Annotated in this window: 19 protein-coding genes and 2 tRNA genes; 17 read left to right on the top strand and 4 right to left on the bottom strand. The window is 65.4% G+C overall.

Annotated features, from left to right (window positions below; all coding sequences use genetic code 11):
- The 14 genes from QF819_08170 to QF819_08105 all read left to right on the top strand — a co-directional run.
- The coding region (locus tag QF819_08170; GenBank protein ID MDP6803134.1) for an RluA family pseudouridine synthase at window positions 1-934 on the top strand (934 nt) is incomplete at its 5' end.
- A complete protein-coding gene (locus QF819_08165; GenBank protein MDP6803133.1) occupies window positions 931-1455 on the top strand; it encodes an ATP-binding protein in 525 nt (174 codons plus the stop codon). The genes QF819_08170 and QF819_08165, both read left to right, overlap by 4 nt.
- An 11-nt stretch (window positions 1456-1466) precedes the next feature.
- Window positions 1467-1889, top strand: a complete 423-nt coding sequence (ruvX, locus tag QF819_08160) for a Holliday junction resolvase RuvX (protein MDP6803132.1) — start codon at window positions 1467-1469, stop codon at window positions 1887-1889.
- Window positions 1889-2911, top strand: coding sequence for an endolytic transglycosylase MltG (gene mltG, locus QF819_08155; GenBank protein MDP6803131.1), 1023 nt, complete (start codon window positions 1889-1891; stop codon window positions 2909-2911). Before ruvX ends, mltG begins: the two co-directional genes overlap by 1 nt.
- Window positions 2912-2970: 59 nt before the next feature.
- Complete coding sequence (gene larE / locus QF819_08150) at window positions 2971-3834, top strand: ATP-dependent sacrificial sulfur transferase LarE (protein ID MDP6803130.1); 864 nt, start codon at window positions 2971-2973, stop codon at window positions 3832-3834.
- Between the two features lie 45 nt (window positions 3835-3879).
- Window positions 3880-4095, top strand: a complete 216-nt coding sequence (locus QF819_08145) for a hypothetical protein (GenBank protein MDP6803129.1) — start codon at window positions 3880-3882, stop codon at window positions 4093-4095.
- A 54-nt stretch (window positions 4096-4149) separates the two neighbouring features.
- Window positions 4150-4227 (top strand) — tRNA-Val (locus tag QF819_08140).
- A gap of 464 nt (window positions 4228-4691) precedes the next feature.
- On the top strand, window positions 4692-5291 hold the full coding sequence (locus tag QF819_08135; GenBank protein MDP6803128.1) for an Ig-like domain-containing protein: 600 nt from the start codon (window positions 4692-4694) through the stop codon (window positions 5289-5291).
- A gap of 179 nt (window positions 5292-5470) precedes the next feature.
- A complete protein-coding gene (locus QF819_08130) occupies window positions 5471-9466 on the top strand; it encodes a C25 family cysteine peptidase (GenBank protein ID MDP6803127.1) in 3996 nt (1331 codons plus the stop codon).
- Between the two features lie 34 nt (window positions 9467-9500).
- On the top strand, window positions 9501-10427 hold the full coding sequence (murQ, locus tag QF819_08125; protein ID MDP6803126.1) for an N-acetylmuramic acid 6-phosphate etherase: 927 nt from the start codon (window positions 9501-9503) through the stop codon (window positions 10425-10427).
- A 1-nt stretch (window position 10428) separates the two neighbouring features.
- Entirely contained in the window at window positions 10429-12222 is a 1794-nt protein-coding gene (locus QF819_08120) for a Na+:solute symporter (protein MDP6803125.1), read from the top strand.
- Entirely contained in the window at window positions 12219-13421 is a 1203-nt protein-coding gene (locus tag QF819_08115) for an anhydro-N-acetylmuramic acid kinase (protein ID MDP6803124.1), read from the top strand. Before QF819_08120 ends, QF819_08115 begins: the two co-directional genes overlap by 4 nt.
- Window positions 13418-14749 carry a SpoIID/LytB domain-containing protein gene (locus tag QF819_08110; protein ID MDP6803123.1) on the top strand — a complete coding sequence of 444 codons (1332 nt, stop codon included), beginning with the start codon at window positions 13418-13420 and terminating at the stop codon, window positions 14747-14749. The genes QF819_08115 and QF819_08110 overlap by 4 nt, the downstream gene beginning before the upstream one ends.
- Before the next feature lie 78 nt (window positions 14750-14827).
- A tRNA-Asp gene (locus tag QF819_08105) sits at window positions 14828-14904 on the top strand.
- A 62-nt stretch (window positions 14905-14966) separates the two neighbouring features.
- Here the strand turns inward: QF819_08105 and QF819_08100 are convergent.
- Window positions 14967-16769 carry a T9SS type A sorting domain-containing protein gene (locus QF819_08100; protein MDP6803122.1) on the bottom strand — a complete coding sequence of 601 codons (1803 nt, stop codon included), beginning with the start codon at window positions 16767-16769 and terminating at the stop codon, window positions 14967-14969.
- 243 nt (window positions 16770-17012) lie between these two features.
- Between QF819_08100 and QF819_08095 the strand changes: the two genes are divergently transcribed.
- Both QF819_08095 and QF819_08090 read left to right on the top strand, forming a co-directional pair.
- Window positions 17013-17567 (top strand): hypothetical protein, encoded by a 555-nt coding sequence (locus QF819_08095; GenBank protein ID MDP6803121.1) that lies wholly within the window; start codon window positions 17013-17015, stop codon window positions 17565-17567.
- 2 nt (window positions 17568-17569) lie between these two features.
- On the top strand, window positions 17570-19879 hold the full coding sequence (locus tag QF819_08090; GenBank protein MDP6803120.1) for a matrixin family metalloprotease: 2310 nt from the start codon (window positions 17570-17572) through the stop codon (window positions 19877-19879).
- Window positions 19880-19931: 52 nt separating this feature from the next.
- Here the strand turns inward: QF819_08090 and QF819_08085 are convergent, their stop codons facing one another.
- Window positions 19932-20111: a FlgD immunoglobulin-like domain containing protein gene (locus tag QF819_08085; protein MDP6803119.1), complete on the bottom strand. Its 180-nt coding sequence runs from the start codon at window positions 20109-20111 to the stop codon at window positions 19932-19934.
- A gap of 344 nt (window positions 20112-20455) precedes the next feature.
- Window positions 20456-21397, bottom strand: a complete 942-nt coding sequence (locus QF819_08080; GenBank protein ID MDP6803118.1) for a T9SS type A sorting domain-containing protein — start codon at window positions 21395-21397, stop codon at window positions 20456-20458.
- Window positions 21398-21599: 202 nt separating this feature from the next.
- Between QF819_08080 and QF819_08075 the strand changes: the two genes are divergently transcribed.
- Entirely contained in the window at window positions 21600-23303 is a 1704-nt protein-coding gene (locus QF819_08075) for a hypothetical protein (protein ID MDP6803117.1), read from the top strand.
- Window positions 23304-23334: 31 nt separating this feature from the next.
- Here QF819_08075 and topA read toward each other — a convergent pair whose 3' ends face one another.
- A complete protein-coding gene (gene topA, locus QF819_08070; GenBank protein MDP6803116.1) occupies window positions 23335-26073 on the bottom strand; it encodes a type I DNA topoisomerase in 2739 nt (912 codons plus the stop codon).
- Window positions 26074-26250 lie beyond the last annotated feature (177 nt).

Raw genomic sequence — 26250 nt, 5'->3', positions numbered from 1 at the left:
GGGCACGAGGCTTGACCGTGTGCTCGCCGATCTTCTGTCGGCGGAGTACTCCCGGTCCAGACTGGCGCGACTCATCCGGGACGGCCGCATTCTCGTAAACGGTCGGCGCGCCCGGGCCGGAGCGCCGGTCGCCGAGGGTGATTCCGTCACGATCGATCCACCGGAACCGGAAGAGTCCGAGATCACCGCGGAAGACCTTCCCATCGGTGTGGTCTACGAAGATGATCGTCTGGCCGTCGTGAACAAACCGGCGGGCATGGTGACGCATCCTGCGGGGCCGCTGCGCACGGGGACGCTTGTGAACGCGCTCCTCTTCAGGCTGGATGGGCTGTCGGGCATCGGCGGGGTGCTGCGGCCGGGCATCGTCCATCGTCTGGACAAGGGAACCACGGGGCTTCTTGTCGTCGCGAAAGACGACGCCTGCCACCGCCTCCTTTCCGCACAACTGGAGGACCGGACGCTCTCGCGCGTCTACACCGCAGTCGCGTGGGGGCGGGTCGGGCCGGACCGGTTCACGATCGACGCACCGATCGGAAGGCATCGGCGCGATCGCAAGCGCATGGCGGTCGTGGAGGGCGGCCGGGACGCGAGAAGCCACATCGAAGTGGAGGCCGCGGGTTCCGTTGCATCGCTCCTGACCGTTCAACTGGAGACCGGCCGTACGCACCAGATTCGCGTGCATCTGGCGCATCGCGGGCACGCCATGGTCGCGGACTCGGACTATGGCGGCGGGGATCGCTCGGTACGGCGGTTTCAGGGGCCGGACCGGGGGACGGCACGGCGGTATCTCGGGATGATCGAACGGCCGGCGCTCCACGCGGGGCGCATCGGATTCCGACACCCCTTCCGGCGCGAGGCGATGGCTTTCGAGGTGCCGCTCCCGGAAGATCTGGCGGCCTTGGTTCGGGAGGTTCGGAGGAGGGCGGGAGAATGACGCCGCGTGGGGCTTGCGCCCCGGGGAGGCTTCCGGCAGAGTCCCGTTCGGAGGCGACGCAGGAGGAGTGCGTGGACAATCCTGGAGACGAGATCCGTCTGGTCGTGCCGAGCCGCATCGCATCGGTGGCGATGGTGAACGCCGTGGCGGAAGAGGTCGCCGAGACGGCGGGGCTTGTGGGCGAAGACGCGCACCGGTTTGCCATCGCGGTCGTGGAGGCCGCGACCAATGCCATCCGGCACGGGAACCGCGGTGACGAAGGCGCACCCGCGGAGGTCGTGTTCATGCAGGACGAGTCCCGGATCACCGTGCTTGTGCGCGACCGTTCCGACTGCGAGTTTCGTCCCGATCCCTCCCACGCGCGGACATGTGGCCGCGAGAAGTTCGCGGAACACGGACGCGGTCTCTATATCCTGAACGAGTGCATGGACGAGGTGTCGTTTTCCTTCCGCGAAGGGCGCGGCAATGAGTGCCGTCTGGTGTGGAAGCTCCGTGTGACGGATCGCGGCGGTTCGCTGTGAAGGGGCGCGTGATGGCGTTCGACTTCGGGGACCGGCGGATTGGCGTGGCCGTGTCGGACCCGTTGCGCATCGCGGCGGAGGCACTCCCCACGATCCTTCGCCCCGGGAACACGATCCCCTGGAAGGAAGTCGTGCGAACGATTCGTCGCGCGGAGACGGTGCAACTGGTGGTCGGGGATCCGCTCCAGATGGACGGCACACCAGGGGAGAGGTCTTCGATCTGCAGGGAGTTCGCCGAAGAGCTGGGCCGGAGAACGAGTCTCCCGGTCGACCTGCAGGACGAACGGCTCTCGTCGGTGGAGGCGGAACGGACGCTTTCGGTCGACCCCGGCTCCCGCGGGAAGCGCCAGGACAAAGCCGATGTGGACCGTGTCGCCGCCATCCTCATTCTGCGCGGCTGGCTCGACCGGGCCGACACGGACGCCTCTTCGTGATGCGCCTCGTTCGGCAGGCTCTTCTCACCGTCGGCGCGGTGGTATTGCTCGCGCTGTCTATGGCGCTGGGAATGCTGCGTTCAACGCTCCACGAACGCCCCGCAGCGAGTGCGCCCGGCGTCCCGATGGAGGTCCGGGTTCCCGACGGGCTGGGATTTGCGACAGTCGCGGGCCTCCTGGAGGAGCGCGGTCTCATCGTCTCCGGGCAGCGGGTTACGCTCCTCGCGAGAGTGCTGAGAGCGGATCGGGGCGTTCCCGCAGGCACTTTCGCCATCCCGCAGGGGGCCACGGCCGGACAGGTGCTCCGCGTGCTCCTTCGGGGCGAAGTCGTCCTTCGGCGATTCCGGGTTCTCGAAGGGTGGCGACTGGGGCGAATCGCGGATGAAGTGGAGCAGCAGTTCGATGTGCCGAAAGAGGAGTTTATGATTGCGGCGGCGGATTCCATGCGTCGGGCTTCGGCGGGCTGCACCGCAGAGACGCTGGAGGGCTACCTGTTCCCGGACACCTACCGCCTTCCGGATGGAATGTCCGCCGGGGAGATCGTGGACGCGCTGGTTGCGCGCCTGGACGAAGTGACCGCCGCGTTGCCTCCACCTTCAGACGGTGCGCTTCCAGACCTCTCACGGCACGAGGTGCTGACGCTCGCGTCCATTGTGGAGGCGGAGACGCGCATGGCGGACGAACGGCCGCATGTGGCGGCGGTGTACCTGAACCGCTTGCGGCAGGGGTGGAAGCTGGAGGCGGATCCGACCGTGCGGTACGGAATCGGGAGGTTCCGCGGTCGCCTCTACTACAAGCACCTCAAGATCGAGTCTCCCTACAACACCTACCGCAATCACGGCCTTCCGCCCGGCCCGATCGGCGCTCCGGGGAGAGCCTCCATCGATGCGGTCCTGCACCCGCTCACCCCGTGCGAGGACATGTTCTTCGTGGCGGATGGAAGTGGCGGCCACACATTTTCAGTGACGCGGGAAGAGCATGAACGCGCAGCGAATCGCGCGCGCACTTCCCGGCGCAGTTGACCTGACGGAAGAGCGTTCCTATGCTCCGGGCCGTTCTCCCTTTCTCGAAAGGCAGTTCCGTGACTGCATGCCCTGCCGGACTGGACGCTGTTCGCGCGGATCTGCGCGCCCGGCGGCGCGTTGTGGTCGCCTTCTCCGGCGGTGTGGATTCCACGCTCGTGCTGCGCGTGGCCGTGGAGGAACTGGGTGACGGAGCGCTGGCAGTGACCGGAAAGTCGGCATCTGTGGCGGCCTGGGAGCTGGACGAAGCGAAGGCGCTGGCGCACGGGATCGGGGCGCGCCACCGGATCGTATCGACGGCGGAAGTGGACGATCCCGACTACGCGGCCAATGCCGGTGACCGGTGCTACCACTGCAAGTCGGAACTCTTCACGCGGCTTCACGCAGTGGCGCGGGAGGAAGGGATCCCCTGGGTCGTGGACGGGACCAATGCCGACGATTGTCGTGGGCATCGGCCCGGGCTTGTCGCCGCGCGGGAGAAGAGCGTGGTGAGTCCGTTGGCGGCGGCAGGCGCGACGAAGGAGGATGTCCGGGCGTGGTCGCGGGAGATGGGGCTTCCGACTGCGGAGAAACCGGCGATGGCGTGTCTTGCGTCTCGCTTTCCGGAGGGCATTCGCGTGACGCTGGATGCGTTGCGACAGGTGGAAGCGGCTGAGGGTGCGCTGCGCGCCATGGGGTTTGCGGGCTTTCGCGTGCGGCACCACGGCGATGTTGCGCGTGTGGAGGTGGCTTCGGCGGATCTGGAGCGCTTCCTGGATGCCGAAGTTCGGCGAGAGGCCACCGAGGGAGTTCGGCGGGCCGGGTATCGGTTCGTCGCGCTCGATCTGGAGGGGTATCGCGCCGGGAGCCTTCAGGAGCCGAAGGTGGCCGGGAGGCGCGCGTCTCCCCCCGGGGGTGGCGTTGACGGCGGAGAAACAGGCTGATACGGTCCGCTGCGCTTGCGGCGGATGTCTGCACAGGAGGGGATCATGGCGGCGAAGGCTGCGCGGGACAAGGCTCGGACGACGCCTGCGGGAAGCGCGGGTCGCGTGCGCTGGGAGCGGCGCAATGTCGGGATCTTCCTTGGGGGGCTGGGCGCGATTGCGATCGGCTATCTGTTGCTTTCCGGCGGGAGCATCACGATGGCCCCGATTCTTCTGGTGCTGGGCTACTGCGTACTGATTCCGCTGGCGTTCATTCTGTAGCCGACCTTCCTCACGGGCTGCCCCAGAGCGGCCTTGACCGGGGCAGAGGGACCAGGGCGAATAGCTCAGCTGGTTTAGAGCACCTGCTTTACACGCAGGGGGTCGGGGGTTCAAGTCCCTCTTCGCCCACCACCCTTCCGCGATCTCATCGACCTCTGCAGGCCCGGCCCCATGTCGGGCGCAGGACGGGCAGATCCCCGCCGGGAGCCGCGAACTTCACCCTGGAGGCGGTGAGGTCTGATCGGCAATCTTCACCAAAACTCCCAGCCAGAACCGCATAACTCACTGAAAGCCGTTTGACCTGGGGAGCTGCCAGCTGATATCATTCCCCCCATGTTGCGAGTTGAGAGGGGCTGAATCCGCATTGAGCGCGGGTTCATGGTCAAGCTCCGGGGATCCGTGCCGATGCTCCCTTGAGGAAGTTCGGTTTGACGGGTTCAGGTTCTCAGTGGTAAAGTTTCAGTCTTGAATGGCCAGGGAAGGGGGTGCAGCTCACCGATTGTTCATCTTCTGCGCGGACGCTGGTGGTCCCTGATTGGGAGTCAGTAGTCCGAGGTTTCACTTCATCAAGTTCTGGTGCTTCGGAGGTAATCGAAATGCGGAAGACCCTGGTCTTCACAATCCTTGCTCTTCTCGTCTGCAGCTCCGCCTCTTTTGCGGGCGTTCCTGATCCGACGCAGTCCAGCTGTGTCGTCACCGGTGCTCTCACCGGCTCCGCCGGTACCCAGTTCCGGTTCAACGCGACCGGAACTGCTGATGTTCTCGTCGCCACGGTCACGCTTCTTGATGCCTTTGGCGTTCCGGTGGCCGGTTGTTCGACCAGCGCCACCGTCACGGGTGCCGGCCTTTGCGCCTGCCCGGGCGGAGAGACCACTACCGGGATCACGGATGCTTCTGGCGTCGTGAGTCTCTCTTTCACGGTGCTTGGCGGATACGGTGGCGACCTTCAGGTTGCCGTCACTTCCCATTGCGTGGGCGACATTCTGATCTGCACCAATGGCCCGCACTTCTACACGAGCCCGGACCTCGACGGCTCCTGCGATTCCGGTAACTCCACCGGTATCGTCGATCTCGGTCTCTGGGCCGGGACGCTGCCGCCGAGCTATGGTCTGTTTGGCGACTACAACTGCGACGGCTCGGTCGGCGTGGTCGACCTCGGCTTCTGGGCCGGTGGTCTCGGAAACGGCTGTCCGTAAAACCTGCAGTGACCCGGAGGCTTCGGTTTCCGGAAAGGGCGCCCCTCACCGGGCGCCCTTTTTTGTGTCGATTGACGCTTGTCCGCAGGCTTCCTATACTTCCCCGGTCGTGAGCCCCTCCACCCGATTCACCCCGGTTGAACCGAATGATCTCTTCCATCCGATTCGCTTCTCAGGGAATGTCTGCCGGTCTCGCCGTGGCAGGCTGGATCCTCGGGTTCGCGTCGCTGGCTCATGCCGCTCCCGCAGGTGTGCGCGTTCTGGCATCCGATGATGCTCATGTCGTGCTGGAGATCACGCCGGGGGAAGCCCGGCTGGATGTGGTCCCGTCCGACTCACGAGATTTCGTGCGGCTGTTTCTGGACGGATACGGGCACACGGATGCAATCGGAGAGCCCGAGATCCCCATTCGTGCTTTCCCGGTGGGCCTCCCCCCGGGCAACCGCGCGCGGCTGATCGTCCGTTCCGAAGAGTGGGGATCGGTGCAGCAGGGTGCCGTCACGCCGGTGCCGGTCCGAGAGGCAGTGCATGAACCTTTCGGTGTGGACTTTGTCCGGGAACTCCCCCCCGTGGAAGGCGAAGTCTATCATCGCCGCGGGGCATCTCCGGACCCGGCCTTCTCCCTCTCTACCCCTGCGGGGCTGCGTCATCACCGATTGGTGTCCGTCGTGGTGCGTGCGGTCCGCGCGGATGTCTTCCGGCGGTCATACCGGGTGCTTCGCCGGGCAGTGGTGGAGGTTCGCTTTGAGCCCGAACCCGGTCGAGGCGGTCCCCGTCGAGGGCCTCCCGCGAGGCCCGAACTGCTGGCAGAGAGGACGCTGCGCGGAACGGTTCTGAATGCCGACCGCGCCGTTGCGTGGAGTACCCGCGGGCCGGGCGACGCGCTCATGGTGGGCGACTCACCCTGGGGCGCAGGGGATCAGTGGAGAATCCGTATTGCCGAGACCGGACTGACGGAATTGTCGTATGCCGCCCTGGCTGCGGCAGGGTTCCCGGCCGGGGTTTCCGTGGAGGAACCCGTCCTTTATCAGAGAGACTTCGATCTGGATTCCGTGGACGACGCCGGGGTGGGGGCAGCGGACCTGTTTCAGCGGATTGCGGTGCCCGGGGAAGTGCTGGACCGAAACGGCAACGGCGTGTTCGACACCGGCGACGCCTTCCGGTTTTACGGCCGGTCCTTTCGGGATCAGTGGATGACTTCCGGCTGGGAGCACGAAGATCTTTTTGACACGGACAACTTCTACTGGGTGGCCGTCGATTCGTCGGTTGCTTCCAGGATGCGGATTGTGCGACCGACGGGGAGCTTGTCGGGAGGGAGCGCGGACACGCTGGCGCATACGCTCTCCACAGTTCATGTAGAGCGAGACATCCGCTACTATCTGCGCCCCCCGGACTTCGGACCCGGGCAGGGGGGCTTCGAGTCCGAGTTCTACTACTGGAATGACCACAAGACCAGCATCTCTCTGGAAGAGGGGGCCCCCGGCCTCATTATCGAGCAGGACTTCACCGCTCCGGATCCCGTGCCCGGAGGAGTGGCGACGCTGACGGCTCGCGTGGTCTCGGGCGGGTACCCCATCGATGACGGGTTTACCAACTCCATCCGGTTCGAGATCAACGGGACCACCGTGGGATCCAGGCTCTTTTACAACTGGAGTCTGTACCCGAGCGGAAGCGGCTTCATCGGCGTGCCCGACAGCATGCTCTCCACGCATCCCATTCCGGCAGGGAGTCTCGCGGGTGACGGGACGGATCGCTTCCTTCTGGAGGGCATCACCTATTCGGGCGACGACACCTCCACCCGGTACAGCCAGTCGCGGTTCTTCTTTGACTGGTTCGAGATTACCTGGGAGCGGAGCCTCCTCGCGAGGAATGGCCACCTGGCCGTGGACACGGGCAGTGGCCCTTCGTCCAATGTGTATGCAGGAGTGTCTGATTTTGGAGGATCGGATCTGTCCCTCTACGATATCACGGATCCATCGGACCCCGCTCGAGTAGGGGTGGATGAGGCCGTCCAGATTGTGAGCGAAGGCGGTGGACGCTACGGACTTCACTTCGACCACGACAACGCGACCGGGTTGGCCGTCTACCTGGCGGTTCGCGAGTCGCTTGTTTCGGAAGTCGCACCGGCGGAGGTGGAGCGCGTTCCTCCGACCGGCATTCTGGCGGCCGGCGCGGGCGCCGGGTATGTCGTCGTGGCCCACGAGGATTTCCTGACCGAAGCCAGCGAACTGGCAGGGCTTCGCGCCGCGCAGTACGGCTCGGTCTTGGCCCCGGTCTCCGAAGTTTACGACCTGTTCTCAAACGGCCATCGTACGCCGGAAGCCATCAAGTCGTATGCGGCGTATGCCTTCCATCGGTGGGGCTCGCCCCTAGCGTTCCTTTGCCTCTTCGGCGACGCCAGCGAGGATCATCGCGCGGTGGGAGGGCGGTCGGATCCGGACTTCATCCCCAGCCACAGCCTCTGGGCGCAGTATGAAGGGGCGCCGGAAGAGTCCGATCAGTACTACGCGGAACTTACCCGAACCGCTCCCGGCGCGGCGTTCGATGATCTCCCGGACATCTTTGTGGGAAGGCTTGCGGTAGGAACGGCGGATGAAGCCGCCTGGAATGTAGAACGCATCGCGGCCTACGAGGCCCTGGACTCGGCGGGAGACTGGACGGAGCGAGGCGTCTTTCTGGCAGACGACCAGTTCAGCGGGAGCCTGGGCGGAGGCGCCTCGGGGTATGTCTTCCGAACATCGGAATCCGGATTCCGGGAGACCTCGGAGGAACTGGCCGTGGCGCTGGAGACGCACCCGTTCAGCCCGATGTTCTCCGAACGCGTGTATGTGGGGGAATGGACGCATCCCTGTGCGGACGACTGCTACAAGGAATACTCTCAGGAGTGCGAGAGCGAGGGCGATGACTGTGGCATCTGGTACGACTGCCGGAACTCCGAAGATCCCAACGGCGAATACTATTGCATGCGGACGGAGACCCGGCAGGCCGTGCATCCGGACCTGCGGTCCAAGCTCAACCGGGGCGCTCTCTTCTGGAACTATCAGGGCCACGCCAACAAGTACTGGCTGGCCCATGAAGAGGTGTTCAAGGACTTCCCGATCGGGGGGATCCACGATGTGGAGAGTCTCTCCAACGAGGGGATGCCGTTTGTCTTCTTCGGCTTTGCCTGCCACCTCGCGGAGTTTGACCGGTCGGACGAAGGGGACTTTGGGGACTGCGTCGCGGAGAAGCTCATGAATGTGCGGCCGCTCAGCGCCGCGGCGCCGGGCGGGGCCATCGGCGTTTTCGCCAGTTCCGGCTATGAATTCCTCGGGCCGAATCTCGTGTTCAATGAAGATCTGTTCACCGCGTTTTTCCATCCCGGCTCCACGGGTGTGGGAGGGGATCTCCCTGATGTCGGCCAGACGGGCGTTTTCGCCTGGACTCTGGGAGAGGCTGCCACTCGAGCCCGCCTGCTTTTCCAGATGAGGTATGCGTCGCCGGGGCAGACCCGGCAGGCCGCGCAGCGGTTTGTCCTTCTGGGGGACCCGGCGGTGACTCCGCGGGTCGGGGAGCCGGAGTACACAGTCACCGTCAACGGGAATGCGGTGAGCGATGGGTCGTACCTGGATGTCACCGAGCAGGGGCAGACGATTGCGATCCGTGTGGAAGTGACCGACGCGCACGGGATTCGCGACTTCCGTATTGTGGACACGATTCTAGGTGCGGTCCCGGAATCGGAGTTTGAGGTGACACCTTCGGACACCACCGCCGGGGGGGTTGCCCGGTCGATCACGGTGGATTACGAGATGGTGCCCCGCCCGGAGGACTACGATGTCCTTCTCCAGGCGGACAACGGCACCGGATGGAGTTCCAGCTTCACATTGAGCATTCGCCTGGAAGTGGCTGTGGAGGATCTTGTCGTTTACCCCAATCCCTTCAGTCAGGAAGCGAGCCTCTACTACCGACTGGCCGCAGGCGCGGATGACGTTCGTGTGCGAGTGTATACGCTTGCCGGACGAGAAGTCTGGGAGTCGGACTCCGCTCCGGCAGCCGCGGACATGAATCATGTCGTCTGGAACGGTAGAGACTCAAACGGCACTCCCGTGGCAAACGGCACATATATCGTTCATGTCAAGGCGCGCGGAGTCGGCGGAGATTCGAAGGCAGTCGCCCGCGCGGTCAAGATCCGATAGTCCATTCGCCTCGTCTGAGGGTAGACTCCCGACCATGAGTCGGAAACCCCGCCCAACCCCGCTCTTCGCCGAGCTCTCTTCGCTTGTCACGGAGGGTGCGCTGCCGGAGTCGTCCCAGATCGACCTGGCCGAGACTCCCGAAGTGCTTCGCGTGATCCACGCGGAGGATCGCCGCGTCCCGGCAGCCGTGGAGGCGTGTCTGTCCGAGATCGCCCAGGTGGTGGACGCGGTGGTGACCTCGTTCGACCGTGGGGGCAGGCTCCTGTATGTCGGCGCGGGGACTTCCGGGCGTCTCGGGATTCTCGATGCGGCCGAGTGCCCGCCCACCTTCGGCACGGACCCGCGCGAGGTGGTGGGGGTCATCGCGGGGGGAGCGGAGAGCGTCTTCCGCGCGCAGGAAGGTGCCGAAGATGACGCGGCAGCCGGGGGAGCATCCATGGACGAGCACTCCGTGGAGGCGCGGGACACGGTCGTCGGGATTGCAGCCAGCCGTCGGACACCGTTCGTGCTGGGGGCTCTGTCCCGCGCGCGCGAACTCGGGGCCGGGACGGCGCTTGTCACCTGCAATCCCGGGGGAGACGCACAGGACGCGGCGGATGTGCTCATCGCGCCTGTCGTCGGGCCGGAGGTGATCTCGGGATCGACCCGCATGAAGGCAGGAACCGCAACGAAGCTCGTGCTCAACATGATCACCACCGCAGCCATGATCCGCCGCGGGAAGACGCTTGGGAATCTCATGGTGGACCTTCGACCCGGGAGCGAGAAACTCATCGAGCGAAGCCGGAGAATCGTGATGGAGGTGGCGGGGGTGGGCTACGAGGAGGCTGCGGGTCTTCTCCAGGACGCGGAGGGGAGCGTCAAGGTGGCCATCGTGATGGGCGTCGCGTCCGTGGGGTTGGCAGAGGCGAAAGAACGCCTGGCGCGCGCGGGAGGGTTTGTGCGCAGAGCCATGGAGGCGTGACATGGGCCTGGCCGTCATCGACTGGGTCATCATCGGCGTGTACGCGCTCGGGATGGTCGCCGTGGGCGTGGCGTTTGCCGGACGGGCTTCGCGAGGCATCGACGAGTTCTTCCTCACCGGGCGGTCCCTCCCGTGGTGGATCGCGGGCACTTCCATGGTCGCGACCACCTTCGCAGCGGATACCCCGCTGGTCGTCACCAGTTATGTGCGTTCTTCGGGGATCGCGTCGAACTGGATCTGGTTCAACTTCGCGATCAGCCACCTCCTGACGACCTTCTTCCTGGCGGGACTGTGGCGCCGCGCGAAGATCTCCACGGATGTGGAGTTCATCTCGCTGCGCTATTCGGGGCGGGGCGCGGAGATTCTCCGGACCTTCAAGGGAGTGTTCTTCGCATTCGTTACGAACTCGGTGGTTCTGGGGTGGGTCATCCTGGCGATGTCCACGATCATCGTGGAAGTGTTCGGTCTGCCGGAGACGGTGCGTGTGTTTGGAATGGTCGTGTCGTCCAAGGGGCTGGCCATCGGTGTCGGGCTTTCCATCGCGGTTCTCTACGCAAGCCTCTCGGGGCTGTGGGGAGTGGTGGTGACGGACATCGTGCAGTTCACGACGGCCATGATCGGGTCCATCGTTCTGGTCACCGCCGCCGTTCGCGCCAACGGAGGTCTGGCCGCGCTCGGGCCGCGTCTGCGGGAAGTGACGGCCGCCAACGGTCGTCCGGCGGCCGAGATGTTCCCGCTTCGGACGGGTGCGGTCGATCTCGCGGACCCGGCGATCTCTGCGGCATTTTGGGGGTTTCTCGTCGCGATCGGCGTTCAGTGGTGGTCGTGGAAGTACTCCGACGGTGGTGGCGTTCTCATTCAGCGCATGAGTGCGTGTCGGTCCGAGAGCGATGCCTTGAAGGGGACGCTCTGGTTCACCTTTGCGAACTATGTTCTGCGCCCGTGGCCGTGGTTCCTGGTGGCGCTCCTGTCGCTGATTGTCCTGCCGGACCTGACGGACCACAAGGCCGCCTACCCGATCATGATGCGCACCTATCTCGGGCCGGGTTGGCTGGGCCTGATGATGGCGGCGATGCTCGCGGCGTTCATGTCCACGATCGACACGCACATGAATCTGGCCAGTTCGTACTTCGTGGTGGATCTGTGGGGGAGGTTTCGCAAGGGGGACATGGGTCCGCGTGAAGGCGTGCTGGTGGCGCGGCTTTCGGGCGTCATGTTTCTGGCCATCGGCGGTGCCATCGCCATGTCAAGCGACTCCATCCGGGGCCTCTTCGAGTTCCTGTTGCAACTGGTCGCCGGAGCGGGGGCGGTGTTCCTTCTCCGCTGGTTCTGGTGGCGGATCAATGCGTGGAGCGAACTCTCCGCCATGCTGGCTTCGCTGGTGATTGCGGTGGTGCTGAACGCGTCGAATCGGGGCGAGTGGATTGCGCACGAGTTTTCGTCGCCAGAGGTGTTCGTCATCAATGTCGCGCTGTCCGCCGTGGTCTGGGTGACGGTTGCATGGGTGACGCCGACCGGAGATCGGGAACGGCTGGCCGCATTCGTGACTCGCGTTCGGCCGCCCGGGCTGTGGGGCCCGGTTCGGACCGACGGCGACGGTCGTAATGCCGACGCAGGGACCGGGCGCCGCTTCGCACTTTGGGGGGTGTCGATCGTGGCGCTCTATGGATGTCTCTTCGGACTGGGGTCGCTTCTCCTGTCGGATTTTCGCACGGGCGTGCCGCTGGCGCTGACGGGAGCGGTTGCGCTTGTCATGATGGTGCGCGGAATGCGCGGGCTGGAGGACGCGACATGAACGAACGCGGGGGTTCGCGAAGAGACGGGCACATGACGGTCGTCGGGCTGATGTCCGGTACTTCGGTGGACGGTGTGGATGCGGTGGTGGCGGACTTCACGGCTCGGCCTGACGGGCGACCGGAGATTCGCCAGCGTGCGTTTCTTACCGTGCCTTATCCTGGTCGGCTTCGCGACGAGATCCTGGCGGTCGCATCCGGAGAAGCCCGGTCCGCCCGCGACCTGTGCCACCTGGATCATGCGGTCGGCAAGGCGTTTGCCGAAGCGGCCGTGGCGGTTCTCGCTGAAGCCGGGCTGGCTCCGGGGCAGGTGGATCTGGTGGGATCGCACGGGCAGACGCTTCATCATGAACCCGATGTCGGGGAGACGCTGCAGTTGGGGGAACCGGTGTGGATCGCCGCGGCAGCCCGGGCTCCCGTCGTGTCCGACTTTCGTCGTGCGGACATGGCGCTTGGCGGACAGGGGGCGCCACTGGTTCCGCTTTTCGACGCGCTCTTTCTTCGGCATGAGGACCGTGGGCGCGCGCTCCTGAACCTGGGGGGGATTGCCAATGTCACGGTGCTTCCCGCAGGGCGCGGCATGGAAGGCGTGATTGCGTTCGACACGGGTCCGGGAAACCTGCTGGTGGACGAGTTCGTGCGCCGGGCGACCGGCGGCAAGCTCACGATGGACGAAGGCGGGCGGATGGCCGCGGCGGGAACGGTGGACGAGGAGCTGCTCGCGGGGTTCCTGGAACACCCGTACTTCCTCGAGGCGCCGCCCAAGTCGACGGGGCGGGAAGTGTTCGGTGCCGCGTTTGTGGGGCTGACCCTGGGTGAGTGGGCGCGTCGCGGGGAGTCGATGGAGGATCTCGTGGCGACGCTGACGGCCTTCACGGCGGCCTCCGTGGCGTCGGCTGTGCACCGGTTTGTGCTTCCGGAGGTTCGGGTGGAGGAGATGCTGGTCAGTGGAGGCGGCGTTCACAACGCGACCATGATGGCGTGGATCGCACGGGAGTTGCCGGAGGTTCGCGTGTGTTCTCTGGAGAGCGAGGGCTTTTCATCGGATGCCAAGGAAGCGCTGGCGTTTGCCCTGCTGGCGCGGGAGACGGTGTGCGGGCGGCCGGGCAATGTTCCTGCCGCAACGGGAGCGCGCGGCCCCGCGATCTTGGGCAAGGTCACGCATCCGCCCGAAGGGGCGGAGGGGGGAGGGGAGTTGTGAGACGCTGGAAGTGGGCGTTCGTGGCCGCATGGGCGCTGGTGGTGTCGTGTGTGGGGCCGCCGGCGGGAGTGCGCCGGCCCGCCGATTCGGCGATGGATGTGCCGGTGGGTTCGGACATTCTGATTCGCGTGGCGCTTCACGCGCAGGACTCCGTGCTGGAGATCGGTTCCCGCGCGGGGTTCGTGCTGTCAACGCGGGGGAAGAGTCCGGCTGACACGCTGTTGGTGGGTTTCGCGACGGAGGTCTTTCGCGTGTCCTCGTCCCCGGGGATCGGGATCCTGGTGAACGCCACGGACGGGACGCGTCTTGCGGAGTCGTCCGAGCCGCTGGTGTTGACGGCACCGCCTGGTGGACTCCTGCGCGCGGGAACGCGAACGGTGCGCGGGGAGATCATTCTGACGACGCGTGGAGACACGCTCCTCGCGGTGAACGAGCTTCCGCTGGAGGAGTACCTGCGCGGGGTCGTCCCCCGGGAGATCGGCCCCCGGCGGGAAGAAGAACACGAGGCCGTGGCGGCGCAGGCCGTGGCCGCGCGAACCTATGCCGTCCGGAAGCTCGGCCAGTATCCCTTGATGCCGTTTGATCTCTTTGCCGATGTCCGGGATCAGGTCTACGGCGGTGTCGACGCGGAGGACGAAGTCGCGACGGCCGCGATTCGCGAAACAGCCGGGCTGGTTCTCTGCGGACCGGAGGGACTTCTGGACGCGTACTACTCCTCCACCTGCGGAGGACGCCGCGCCGACATCGAAGCCGTGTGGTCGTGGCGGGAGTCCTCCGCCGCGTTGCGAGGCGGCCCGGACGGAGCGCCCGGCCGGGAGTGGTGCCGCGTGTCGAAGTACTTCGAGTGGACCGAGACCTGGACGGGAGAGCAGCTCTCCGCGCTCGTTCGCCACCATCTGCCCGACCAGCGGGAGCTTCCGGCGGGGAGCGTTACGGGGGAACTGACGGGGCTTCGCGTTGTGCGGAAGGGACCGTCGCGAAGGATGGCAAGCGTCGAGTACCGGACTGCGGATGGCGTGTGGGAGGTCCCGGGCGACCGCAACCGGTGGATTCTGCGCCGCCCGGGCGGGGGGATCCTGCGGAGCGTGCTGGCGGAACTGGAGGTGGAGAAGCGGGACGGTCGCGTGGAGAAGGTGACCGCAAGAGGGCGCGGAAACGGCCACGGAGTCGGGCTGTGCCAGATGGGGGCGCTCGGCAGGGCTCGGGCGGGGGAGGGGTATGTGAGAATCCTGAAGGCGTATTTCCCCGGAACCCGGATTCGCCCCATCCTGAGGTCGGACCTTCCCGAGGGTCGGGCGGCGAAGCCCGGAGGCCTCGAAACCGCTTGATCGGGTCCGGGGGGAATGCTAGTCTGCGCGCCGCTGCGCTTCCGAACGAGGTGGACACAGGGGCGCACCGGGTTTTGCGGGGTCGTAGTTCAGTTGGTTAGAACGCCGGCCTGTCACGCCGGAGGCCGCGAGTTCGAGTCTCGTCGACCCCGCCATCTGCTGGACGAAACGCCCCCTGGCCTGCGCCGGGGGGCGTTTCTTGCGCCACTGCCGCCGTTCACTTCCGAAGGACGATCTTCGTCGTGTGCGACTCCGCCCCCGCTTCCATCCGCACGAAGTAGACCCCCGACGGGGCCGGATGGCCGTGGGCGTCCTCTCCGTTCCAGAAGGCGGTCTGCCGCCCCGCATCGGAGGGCGCGTTCGCGAGTTCCTGCACCACCCTTCCGTGCACATCGTGAATCCGCAGGGTGACCGGGACTCCGCCCGGGGCGCTGTAGCGGATCTCGGTGCCGCCTCCGGTCGGGTTCGGGGCCGCGCCGAGGAAGCGGCTTCGTTCCGACGGGGCGGGCGGGGCAACGCCCACGGTGCCGGTGTCGTCATCCACCGTGCCGATGGGTTCGTCCTCTTCGCCATAGACGAACGAGGGATGCAGTCCGACCAGTTCGAAGTTCTGCGTCATCGCCGAAAGCGGGATGGCCACGCTGAGCTTCTGCAGGAAGACGGGCGGGCCGCCGAAGGGCACCTCTTCCGGCAGATCGGGAACCTGCGGCGGGTCGAAGTTCGGGAAGGGCCGCTGCGCCATCCCGGATGCTCCTTGCGAGGAGGCCCACCCGACCTTCACCAGGCCGGGGATTCGGCCGCCTTTCCAGCGGAGCGTCACCCCGTCCGCGGGCCAGGGATGGTCGGCGAGGAAGTCGATTTCGATTCGCACCGGATCCTCGGGATGTTGCGGTCCGGTCGGGAAGACCCACGGACTCTGCCGGGAGGGCAGGCGCTCCCCCGTCACGAGGTAGGGGGAGTTCTTCGCGATGAGTGGCGATCCCTGATTCGCGTTGTAGAAGGACGCAAACCGGCCGAGCGCCACGCTGTCCGCGGGTTCCGGCTCCCACGGAGTCCACGGGCCCCCGCCGGAGGAGCAGACGACCGTGTCGATGCGGGCCGGGTCGTAGTCGGGATTGCCTCCGGTGGTGAGGGGGATTCCCCAGCCGCGGATCATCTTGCCGGTGGTCGTGCCCATGATGGTGCGATCGTAGAGGTCCGACCAGGTGCTTCCGGTGATGTGGGCCTGGCTTGCGGAGTTTCCATCCAAGTCGACGAAGGACACGCCGTTCCCCTGATTCGGATTGAGGAACTGAGCGTCGATCCGCTCGACATCGCCCGCCGAGTTGATGCAGACCGTCATCGAATCGATGAGCACGCTGTGGTGGTTGGACCATGCGCCGGTGGAGGCGTTGTAGTTCGCCATCTGCATATAGGCGCCCGGGCACGGGCCGGTCTCGCCGGGACGGAAGTCCCCGTAGTCCAGTTGCGTCCCCGAGACCCACCAGCCGCGTCCGGGATAGAGCCCGAAGGTCAGAATCCGCAAGAGCGCCTCCGCCTGATACCACTCGCGAAGTTGCGTGGTGTTCTTCAGGATGGGAGTCGGGTGGAGGAGTCCATCTGAATAGCCGTCCTGGTAGGGATACTCCGCAGCATAGTGCCAATAGGCGACTCCTTCAGAACACCATGCTTCCTCGTTGTGGCCGGGGAGCGGGAATCCCGTCACCTGATACAGCCACCCGATGAAATCGACGGTCGCGCCGGAGTGGTACCCCTTCTGAATCTGCCAGTAGGCTTGACCCCGGTGGCGGTAGCAGGTCGTCTTGGTGCCGATTGTCCTGAAGCCCGTGAGCGACGGATCCCCCGGGACCGGAGAGAGTGGCCACTCGCCCGAAAGGTCGGCGCAGGAGCAGTAGCCGGGATTGTCGGGAGCGAAGGAGTAGCACCCGGCGTTCGCGGGAGAGGCGACGCCCGGGGCGGTTCCAACGGCGAAGAGGACGCAGCACCAGGCTGCGATTGAAGCGATATCGGGACGCGGCATGGGGATGGCCTCCGAGGGCGGTGGATGACGAGGGGAGATGAGTATACCAAATACGCCTCGGACCTCGCAAATGGGCGGGGTGCGCAACCGGCGGGCGGCGGCAGGGGGGGGGCATTCACGAGAGGTTGCGCGGTGCGCCGCGGATCGGCTATAATGGATCCCGGCTGACCCGAAGGACGGGAACACAGGGTCCACCCTCCTGCCCGACGCCGCTCGACTCATCCCCCCGGCTCGGAGTTCATCATGAATCAACTTTCTGTTTGCCTGCGCGGAGCGGCGATTGCCGCTGTCGTGACTCTCTTGGTTGTGCCCTCAGCAGAGGCCACGACCGCCCTGGAACCGCTCTCCATCGGGGAGCTCAGCGGTCTGTCGGATGCTGTCGTGCACGGCACAATCGGCGCCGTCCGCTGTTTCGCGGAACGCGGGAACATCTTCACCGAACTGCATGTCACCGTGGCCGGCTCCTTCAAGGGAGCACCGGCGGAAGCGGTCACGCTTCGCATGCTCGGCGGGCAGTGGGAAGGAAAGCGGACCTCCGTCATTGGTGCGCCATGCCTTTCCACCGGCGACGAGGTCGTGCTCTTTCTGCGTGAGGGACCTGCTGGAACTCATCATGTCGTGAACCTGTCGGAAGGGAAGTTCGAGGTCGTGCGCGATGCGGGCGCTCCTCGTGTGCAGCGGGATCTGGAAGGCATCGCCTATGTGCGACGCCGTCCGGAACTTGTGATCCCGGAGACACTGGCGTCGCTGGAGTCCGCAGTCCGCACGGCGGTGCGCACCGAGAAGGAGGTGGAGTGATCATGCAGAACTCTCTCCTGAAGATGCGAACTCTTGCCCTTCTTCTTCCGGCCGTGCTGCTTCTGGCCGTCGCGGTTCCGTCGTCTGCGTTCCGCCTGATCGGCGCAATGGGCGAAGACGGCACTTACTGCGCAGGTGCCCTTCTGAACTGTGACTCCGAGGACACCTTTGTCCGGTTCTTCGAATACAATGTCCCCTTCTGGGTCAATGTGGACGCAGAGGCGGACGCTTCCGACGCGGGCCTGACGCAGGCGGACATTGAGTCTGCGGCCCAGGCGGCTTATCAGTCGTGGGAAGATGTCGACGGCGCGATCATTCGATTCAGCTACCAGGGGGCCACTTCGCAGCGTCTGTCCGGTCTTGACGGCGCCAACACCACCGTGTTCTACAACGCGGCGTCCGACGCGGGAGACTGCGTGGACGGAGTCGTGGGATCAGCCTCCGGAACGCTGGCGATCACGATTATCACTGAGATCGTCTCCTCCGGCGAGATCACGGATGTGGATGTCCTCATGGATTCCGCGGACACCTGGCTCTGGAACGACGACTGTTCCGAGTTTGAGCTGCAGACGGTGTTGACGCACGAGTACGGACATTCGATCGGGATTCACCACTCCGATGAGTACTCGGCAGACCAGGACCTTCGTCCGACGATGTACGCGTACTACTTCTGCAATGCCGGTACGGCGGCGGGCCGCAGCCTGGAGCCGGACGACGAAGAGGCGGCGGTCTGTCTCTATCCGGAGTACCCGACCACGCTTCTGATCGATCAGACAGGATCGATGTGCGTGTCCTCTCGCATGGATGACGCGAAGGCGTCCGCCCACGCGTTCGTGGATGCGTTTGCGGACAACCTGATCTCGGTGGCCGCCTTCGGAGAGGGAACGGCGTCGAGCTGCTCTTCGTGCGTCTCCCGACCGGGGTACGAACTGTTGCAGGACTGGACGACCGATACGGCCCTCTTGCACACGGCCGTAGAGTCCACCTACCCGTGCGGGATGACCCCGCTGTGGGAGTCCGCGTGCTGCGCCATCACGAAGGCACAGGAACAGGCTCCGGCGAATCTCGTGGTCTATACGGACACCGGGGAGAACTCCAGCGACGGAACTTGCGGATGCACGACCTACGCGGATGTGGCGACCGCCGCTGCTGCCGCGGATGTGGTTGTTTATGTGATTGATATGACCAACTACTACGGTCCGGACGCAAACCCGGGGCTTCCCGTGACGGAAGATGTGGCGCCGTTCCGCGCTACAGACAGTGAGAACCTGGAAGACCTCGCGGCGCGCACGGGGGGGCTGTACTTTGACGCATCCTCCTCCCAGAACCTGTACGAGGCCCGCGCGGCGATCCAGACCCACATCGGGCGGACCGGCAAGATCCGCCGCAACCCGCCCGACTGCTACCCGGGCGGCAACAACATCGACGCCATCCAGGAGTACACGGGCGCTCCCGGGCGTTGCTTCGCGAACTCCCCCTGGTCGGGGACGGAAGCGATGGTTCAGGGAACGGTGACCGTTCGCAACGGATCGCTGGGACCCGGCGTGATCTATGTGGAGAACTGCACCGGCGGGATTCGCGTCGAGGGTTCGCAGTTGCCGATGCTGGACATCGGAGATTCGGTGCAGGTGTCTGGTGTCGTGGTCGAACCGTTCGGGGAGATCATGCTGAGCCAGATTTACCAGGTCCAGAAGTTCGGGCCTACGGCCCCGATTCAGGCGCCGATCGTGGAGCCGGGCACCGCGAAGCTGTGCGAGCACATCGGGCTGCATATTGGTGTGCGTGGATACGCGGGGGCGGATGGCGCTCCCGGGGACTTCCCGCTTGTGCAGGAGATGGCTCTGCATCCCTCAACAGGGATCAAGGTCGTGATCGATCCTCATACCGGAATCGATCCCACCTCGATCAAGAAGGGGAACTACTACACCATCTTCGGGGTCGTCTCGGTGATGGGGGGTACGCCGGTTCTCCTGCCGAGGGGTGGCGGAGACCTCTCCGGCGCCACGGGCGCGGGGGAGGCCGGAGTGTCCGGGCTCAGTGGACTTTTGGGCAACTCGCCGAACCCGTTTGACGGTTCGACGGTCATCCGGTTCGCGGTGCTGGCGGGTTCACCCGCGAGGCTGTCCGTGTACGATGTAGCCGGCCGCCTCGTCTCCACGCTGGTGGATGACGAAGAGTCGGTCGGAGGCGTTCGGACGGTGGTATGGCGCGGAACGGGAGCGGACGGGACGCCGGCATCGGCGGGCGTCTACTTCTACCGGCTGGACACTCCGCAGGGCGCCGACACACGCAGGATGGTGCTCATGAAGTAGACTGCGGGGAGGCGGGCGTCGGGGTTTGGCCCGGCGCCCGCACCGTAGTCGCTTACCGAAGCAGGCTGACCGCACGCGTGGCGTGTCCGCTCTCCGATTCCATACGAATGTAGTACACGCCGTCCGCGCACTGGCGCCCGGCGTTGTTCCTCCCGTCCCAGCGATAGGTTCCGGAAGTCCGGCCTGCCGGAATGGACGCCGTGTGAACGACGGCCCCCCGAACATCGAGCACGCGCAGGCCGGCACCGGTGGGCGTCGGTCGTGGTGAGAACGCCTTCGCGGACGAAGAGATCGAGCGTCAATGCGGATGAGGCGCCGGGGATGATGAGATGCGCAAGTGCGCACGCGTGCAGCATCCAGCGGCTCCACGCCCTCTTGCAAGAGGGGCGGTTTGTCATGGGGGAATCCTCCAGATCATGGAAGGAGAAAGGGGGGGAAGGGAAGCGGTGAGACAGCGTAGCGAATCGGCGGGGTCCATTCAAGCCAAACAGGTCCAGAATCTCCAAATAGGAGTCGAGCCGCCCGGAATGGGCCGGGGGCTTCCGTCGCGGTAGAGTGGAACCGCCCCGAGCTGCCCTACGGCGCCCGCACGACCTTCCCGGAGGCGACGGTTCCCTGCCCGGTCTGGATTCGGTAGAAGTACAACCCCCGCTGCACGGAGAACCCCTCCGCATTCATTCCGGACCAGTGTGCGGAGTGCTCCCCTTCCGGGACCGCCCTGTCAAAGAGCACGGCCACCTGCCGTCCCGAGACATCAAAGATGGAGACCCGTGCGTGGGAGGGGGCATCGAGCGAGAAACGAATGCGCGTGTGCCCGGAGAAAGGGCTGGGATGCACGGAGTGGTCCGCAAGGGAAGCGGTTCCGCTCAGGGGCGCGGCCGTGGGAAGAGGCGGCCCGGTGAAGTCGAAGGATCCGCCGGACACGCTGATGATCATGAAGGTGTTTGGATCCACCATCGACCCGGAGAAGGAACCGAGGAACACGGTGTCGGCGACTGCGGACACCTGAATGGAGCCGCCGCTTGCAGCGAACTTGTGATCGGCCACAATGCCGTCGAGCCAGGCGGCGGGGTCCGTCGAGTCTGCCGGCGGGGTGAACCCGGAGATGTTGTCGAAGAAGATAAAACCGGCGGTGAAGTCCTGCATGTCGACGGCGTAGTTCCCCGGTTGCGGTGCTCCGACAGTGCGCACCCAGATGCCCGCCAGATCCGTGGTGGAGTCCGCGTTCAGTGTGGCTCCGTAGCCCCAGACAGTGAAGGAGTCCGCCGCGGCGCTGATCGATCCTCCGCAACTTTCCGTCTGGCCGTTCTGCCATCCGGTCGTGTCCAGCACGGTGCCGGTTGCGGAGAAGTCGCCGGAGAAGGAACCGAAGGGCCACTGCTGGTAATGAAACGACAGAGATCCTTCGGCGTAGGCACCAAGTTGTTCGGCGGGAGCGGGAGTGTGTACGAGAAGCAGGCACACCATCAGCGAGAGCGGAGCGGCAAGGGAACAGGGGTGCAAGAGGGGACGCATCATCTACCTCACGGGTGAACGGGACCGAGGACACTGGATTGTAGCATTCCTCCACGGGCGAACGCACCCGGATCGGGCAATCGGCCTGATCCGCCGCTCATCCGCGCGAGGGGCTGTGCACGCCAGGGACCTTCCATATCGCCGGTGGATCGACTACGCTGCTCGCGTGACTCCTCCCGTTCATCCGCTCACGCAGGAGGTCCTGATGCGCGTTGCTCAGAGCCCGGCACTGGCCGTTGTAGTCGCTCTTCTCCACGCGGCCCCCGCATTCGCCACCCATGATCCCAACACCACCGTGACCATCTGGGTGCACGGCTTCGACTCCGACGGGCCGGCGCAGGCCGGCGTCTTCGGGGAAGATTCCTGGGACGCGAGCATGACACCCTTCAGCGACGCAGCGGGCCTTCCCAATATCGGCCAGCCGGGAGAGGAGAATCTGCCCAATGTCGTCGCGGCGACGGAGTACTACGGCGACACGGTGCCTTCCTACTACACGCCTTCGGACATTGCGGAACTGGATGCCGTCACCGCGCAGTGGGGGGGAGGGATCCCGAGGTACGCGCTCATTGTCGCGAAGTACGCGCAACACCTCCTGGCCCGGACCGGTGCGTCACAGGTGAACTTCTTCAGTGGAAGCTTTGGGACCTATGTCACGCACTGGTTGATCGAAAAAGATGTGGAAGGCCTGGCCGGTTCGGGGGCCATTGCGCGGTGGCTGTCGGCGGAGGGAGTTCTCTGCGGGAACTGGGTCGCGAGCAACGGGGTCCTTTCCGGATTGTGGGATCAGTACGGGACGCCTTCCATCGACACCGACCAGATGGACTATGCGTGGTGCGAGGCCAACCTGCACTCGCCGCGCACCGACGCGGACAGTCCGCTGTACGCGGGGATCCTCATGGGGTCGATGGGTTCGGTGAATGGAGAAACCAACGACGGTACGCTTTCCGATGCGCTGCTTCTGGAAGGAGAACCTCAGGCGAACGACGGCGTCGTAACGCTCGCGGACTCGCACTTCTCCACGGTGGCTCCCGCTGCGCGTTTTCTCGGGAAGATGCCGACCGAAAGCTGGTACCACGAGGGACACGACACACTCGCGGACTGCCCGGCGGCGTGGGCGCAGTCCGCGGAGTTTCTCACGGGGGCGCGTCGTGTGACGGTGCGGATTGACCGCATGCAGGTCACCGATATCCACGAGCCGGATCTGCCCTGGTGGGACTGGACCCCGGCGGAGATCCTCGTGCAGAGTCGAGTGTTCTCACCGCTGCTGGAGGCGGAGGGGGTGGGGCCCGTTTCCATACGCCACCGGGACGGCATCAACGCGCCACTGTACGACTGGAACGCCGAAGGAGACACACAGGTGCTCGGGCAGATCGTCTTCGACGACTTCCTCCGGGAGGACGAGACGGAACTGAGGATCGACCTGTGGGCGGAAGAACTCGACTGGCTCCTGGAGTACGAAGTGACGGAGACGATCGGCATCGGTTCCGAGATCGACGCCATGGGAACCGGGACGGTGACGGTACCGGTGACGGGAGCCGGAACTTATGCGTTCAACGCCGGTGACTGGAACTGCGATCTCACGGTGGAGGTGTTCACCTACCCCTTCCCGCCGCTGGTGACCGGGACTTCGGCCGAGGCAGTTGCGGTTGCGGCCCCGGGGCTCGCCATCCACCCGAATCCCTTTCGGGAGAGCGTGATGATCCGCACCCCGGCGGGAAGCGACCCGGCGAGCATGCTGACGATCCACGATGTCTCCGGGCGTCTCGTGCATCGCGTGCGCCTGCGGGAGAGCGTGCACACCTGGGACGGTCGGGACGCAGCGGGTCGAGCCGTTCCGGCGGGAGTCTACTTCCTGCGCGCGCAATCGGAGGCGGGGGAGGCCACGGGGCGCTGTCTGCGGGTTCGCTGAGTACGGCGGAGGAGTGGGGCGGCGCGGGCGGCTAGTCGTCCGCTTTCCGCTTCGCCTTTGTCTTCCGCTTCGCTTTCGTCTTGCTCTTCGCCTTCGCCTTTGTCTTCCGCTTCGCCTTGCTCTTGCTCTTCGCGGCGCTCTTCTTCCGGCGACTCTTCGGGGCCTTCCCGTTTTCGCGAAGGTGCGCGACGGCTTCGTCCAAAGTGTACTCCTCCACGGAAGCGGACTTCGGCAGCGATGCGTTCACTTCGCCGTCGGTGATGTACGGACCGTAGCGGCCGTCGAGAATGCGGATGTCCGTCTCGGTTCCCGGCGCCTTCCCCAGTTCCCTGAGAGCCTTGGCGGCACGCTGTCCCCGCCTGAGTTTCGGTTGCGCAAGAATGGCCAGGGCGCGTTCCAGTTCGATGGTGTAGACATCGTCGTCCGCGGTGAGGGAGCGCGTCTCCTTGGCGCAGCGGAGGTAGGGTCCGAACCTTCCGGTCGCGGCGATCACTTCCTCGCCGGTCTCGGGGTGCGTTCCCAGCGTGCGCGGCAGCGAAAGCCAGTGAAGGGCGTCGGCAAGGAGCACTTCGTCGGGTGACTGGCCCTTGGGTACGGACGCGCGACGGGGCTTCTCCGCGTTGCGGTCTTCGGGGGTCTCACCAAGTTGCACATAAGGGCCGAAGCGCCCCGACAGCACGAAGACATCCAGTCCGGTTGCAGGGTCCGTCCCGAGGCTTTCCGGGCCTCGCTTGCTGAGTTCCAGCAGTTCGAGCGCGTTTTCCAGCGAGAAGTCTGCCAGCGCGGTGTCCTCGGGAAGCGGCGCGGTGACGCGGTCGTCAGCGTCCTGGCCCTCCGAGCCACTCCCGTTGCCGCCCATCTGAAGATAAGCGCCGAATCGTCCGACCTTCACCACGACAGCGTGTCCGGTCTTCGGATCCTGTCCGATGTTCAGTGCGGGGTACTCGATGCTGTCGGCTTCATCGTGGATGCGGCTGCGAAGTCCCGGCGAAGTGTCATCTCCGAAGTAGAACGCGTTCAGGAAGTCGCGCGAGTCGCGTTCCCCGTTGGAGATGTCGTCGAGGATCTGCTCCAGCCGGGCCGTGAAGCCGATGTCCACGAACTCGGCGAAGTGGTCCTCCATGAGGATGGTCACGCAGAAGGCGACCGGAGTCGGGACGAGCGCATTCCCGCGCTTGGTGATGTATCCGCGTGCCTGGATCGTCTCGAGGATGGAGGCGTAGGTGGACGGGCGGCCGATGCCTTCCGCTTCCAGCTTCTTCACGAGGCTGGCTTCCGTGTAGCGTGCGGGCGGCGAGGTCTCGTGTCCGCACGCCTCCAGGCTATCCGGCCGGAGTGACTCGTCGATGGCGAGCGAAGGGAGAATCACCTCGCGATCGGCCATCTTCGCGTCCGGGTCGTCGGAGCCTTCGACATAGGCGCGCAGAAATCCCGGGAAGTCGATCGACTGGCCCGTGGCGGTGAAGACGGCCTCGCGTTCCTCGCCTCCAGACTCCTTTGCCGTCAGCTCCACGGTGGTCCGCAGAAGCCGCGCGTCGGTCATCTGGCTGGCGATCATCCGCTTCCAGATGAGTTCGTACACGCGAAGTTCCTCCGACTTGAGGCGCCCGGCCAGCGAGTCCGGCGTGCGCGCCACATTTGTCGGGCGGATGGCCTCATGCGCTTCCTGCGCGTTCTTTGCCTTCGTGGCGTAGAAGCGCCAGCCGTCCGTGTAGTCTTCGCCGTAGAGCTTGCGGATGGTGCGTTCGGCTTCGCCCAGAGCCTTCTTCGACAGCGTGGTGGAGTCCGTACGGTGGTAAGTAATGAGTCCGTCGAGACCGTTGACACCTTCGTAGAGGCGTTGTGCCACGCGCATGGTGTTGCGTGCGGACATGCCGAGCTTGCGGTTGGCTTCCTGCTGAAGCGACGAGGTCATGAACGGCGGCGCGGGACGACGCTTCACGGGCTTCTCTTCGAGGGAGGTCACGGCAAACGGCTGCGCGTCCAGCCCCGCCACGAGGCTCTTCGCGCCCTCCTCCTTCAGCCACAGCGCCTTCGATCGCTTCTTGAGCGCCCCGGTGTCCGGGTCGAAGTCCTTGCCGGTCGCGACCTTCGTGCCGTCGATCCGGGAGAGGCGGGCCGTAAAACTCCGGCTGTCCTTCGTGAACTCGGCCTCGGCATCCCAGTACCCGGCCGCGCGGAATGCCATCCGTTCGCGCTCGCGCATGACGCACAGCCGAACGGCCGGACTCTGAACGCGCCCCGCAGACAATCCCGATGCGACCTTCCGCCACAAGAGGGGCGACAGTTCGTACCCGAAGAGCCGGTCCAGAATGCGGCGACTCTCCTGCGCCTGCACGAGGTTCAAGTCGATGTCCCGGGGGTTTTCCAGCGCTTCCTGAATGGCGGTCTTTGTGATCTCGTGGAAGGCGATCCGCCGGACGGGCACCTTCGGCTTGAGTATCTCCATGACATGCCAGCTGATGCTCTCGCCTTCGCGGTCCTCATCCGTGGCCAGGAGAAGTTCGTCCGCTCCGGCCAGCGCCTTCTTCAGGATCTGGATGTGCTTTCGACTGCCGGCGGGGATGACCCAGATCGGTTCGAAGTCGGCGTCTACATTCACTCCAAAGCGCGCCCACTCCTTCTTCTTGAAGCGTGCGGGGATTTCCTTCGCCCCGCCGGGAAGGTCCCGGACATGGCCGAAGCTGGCTTCCACGGCATAGCCATCCCCGAGAAAGCGGGAAATGGTCCGAGCCTTGGCAGGCGACTCGACGACGACAAGCTTTGCCATGCAGGCCTCCACGGGAGCGAGGAACGCACCCTTCAGCCATCTCAACTCAAGGGGTGCGTCCAGACACAAGGGCGAAGTCTGTAGCCGCTCCGGCGAGTCGCTGTCAAGTGCGGATTCTCGAAGTGCGCGACGGACGGGCGCGCTTGGTTTAGTCTGATCGCGTCAAAGACCCCGACG

Source organism: Gemmatimonadota bacterium (assembly GCA_030747075.1).
In the GTDB taxonomy this organism is placed as follows: domain Bacteria; phylum ARS69; class ARS69; order ARS69; family ARS69; genus ARS69.
Note: the sequence above shows the minus strand (reverse complement) of the source record. Positions and strands in the feature narration are given on the sequence as shown.

What these genes read in the sequence shown, in the direction of transcription:
- QF819_08165 (MDP6803133.1), top strand. Translation starts at nt 931, where the DNA reads ATGACGCCGCGTGGGGCTTGCGCCCCGGGGAGGCTTCCGGCAGAGTCC.
- ruvX (MDP6803132.1), top strand. Translation starts at nt 1,467, where the DNA reads ATGGCGTTCGACTTCGGGGACCGGCGGATTGGCGTGGCCGTGTCGGAC.
- mltG (MDP6803131.1), top strand. Translation starts at nt 1,889, where the DNA reads ATGCGCCTCGTTCGGCAGGCTCTTCTCACCGTCGGCGCGGTGGTATTG.
- QF819_08145 (MDP6803129.1), top strand. Translation starts at nt 3,880, where the DNA reads ATGGCGGCGAAGGCTGCGCGGGACAAGGCTCGGACGACGCCTGCGGGA.
- QF819_08135 (MDP6803128.1), top strand. Translation starts at nt 4,692, where the DNA reads ATGCGGAAGACCCTGGTCTTCACAATCCTTGCTCTTCTCGTCTGCAGC.
- QF819_08130 (MDP6803127.1), top strand. Translation starts at nt 5,471, where the DNA reads ATGTCTGCCGGTCTCGCCGTGGCAGGCTGGATCCTCGGGTTCGCGTCG.
- murQ (MDP6803126.1), top strand. Translation starts at nt 9,501, where the DNA reads ATGAGTCGGAAACCCCGCCCAACCCCGCTCTTCGCCGAGCTCTCTTCG.
- QF819_08120 (MDP6803125.1), top strand. Translation starts at nt 10,429, where the DNA reads ATGGGCCTGGCCGTCATCGACTGGGTCATCATCGGCGTGTACGCGCTC.
- QF819_08115 (MDP6803124.1), top strand. Translation starts at nt 12,219, where the DNA reads ATGAACGAACGCGGGGGTTCGCGAAGAGACGGGCACATGACGGTCGTC.
- QF819_08100 (MDP6803122.1), bottom strand. Translation starts at nt 16,769, where the DNA reads ATGCCGCGTCCCGATATCGCTTCAATCGCAGCCTGGTGCTGCGTCCTC.
- QF819_08095 (MDP6803121.1), top strand. Translation starts at nt 17,013, where the DNA reads ATGAATCAACTTTCTGTTTGCCTGCGCGGAGCGGCGATTGCCGCTGTC.
- QF819_08090 (MDP6803120.1), top strand. Translation starts at nt 17,570, where the DNA reads ATGCAGAACTCTCTCCTGAAGATGCGAACTCTTGCCCTTCTTCTTCCG.
- QF819_08080 (MDP6803118.1), bottom strand. Translation starts at nt 21,397, where the DNA reads ATGATGCGTCCCCTCTTGCACCCCTGTTCCCTTGCCGCTCCGCTCTCG.
- QF819_08075 (MDP6803117.1), top strand. Translation starts at nt 21,600, where the DNA reads ATGCGCGTTGCTCAGAGCCCGGCACTGGCCGTTGTAGTCGCTCTTCTC.
- topA (MDP6803116.1), bottom strand. Translation starts at nt 26,073, where the DNA reads ATGGCAAAGCTTGTCGTCGTCGAGTCGCCTGCCAAGGCTCGGACCATT.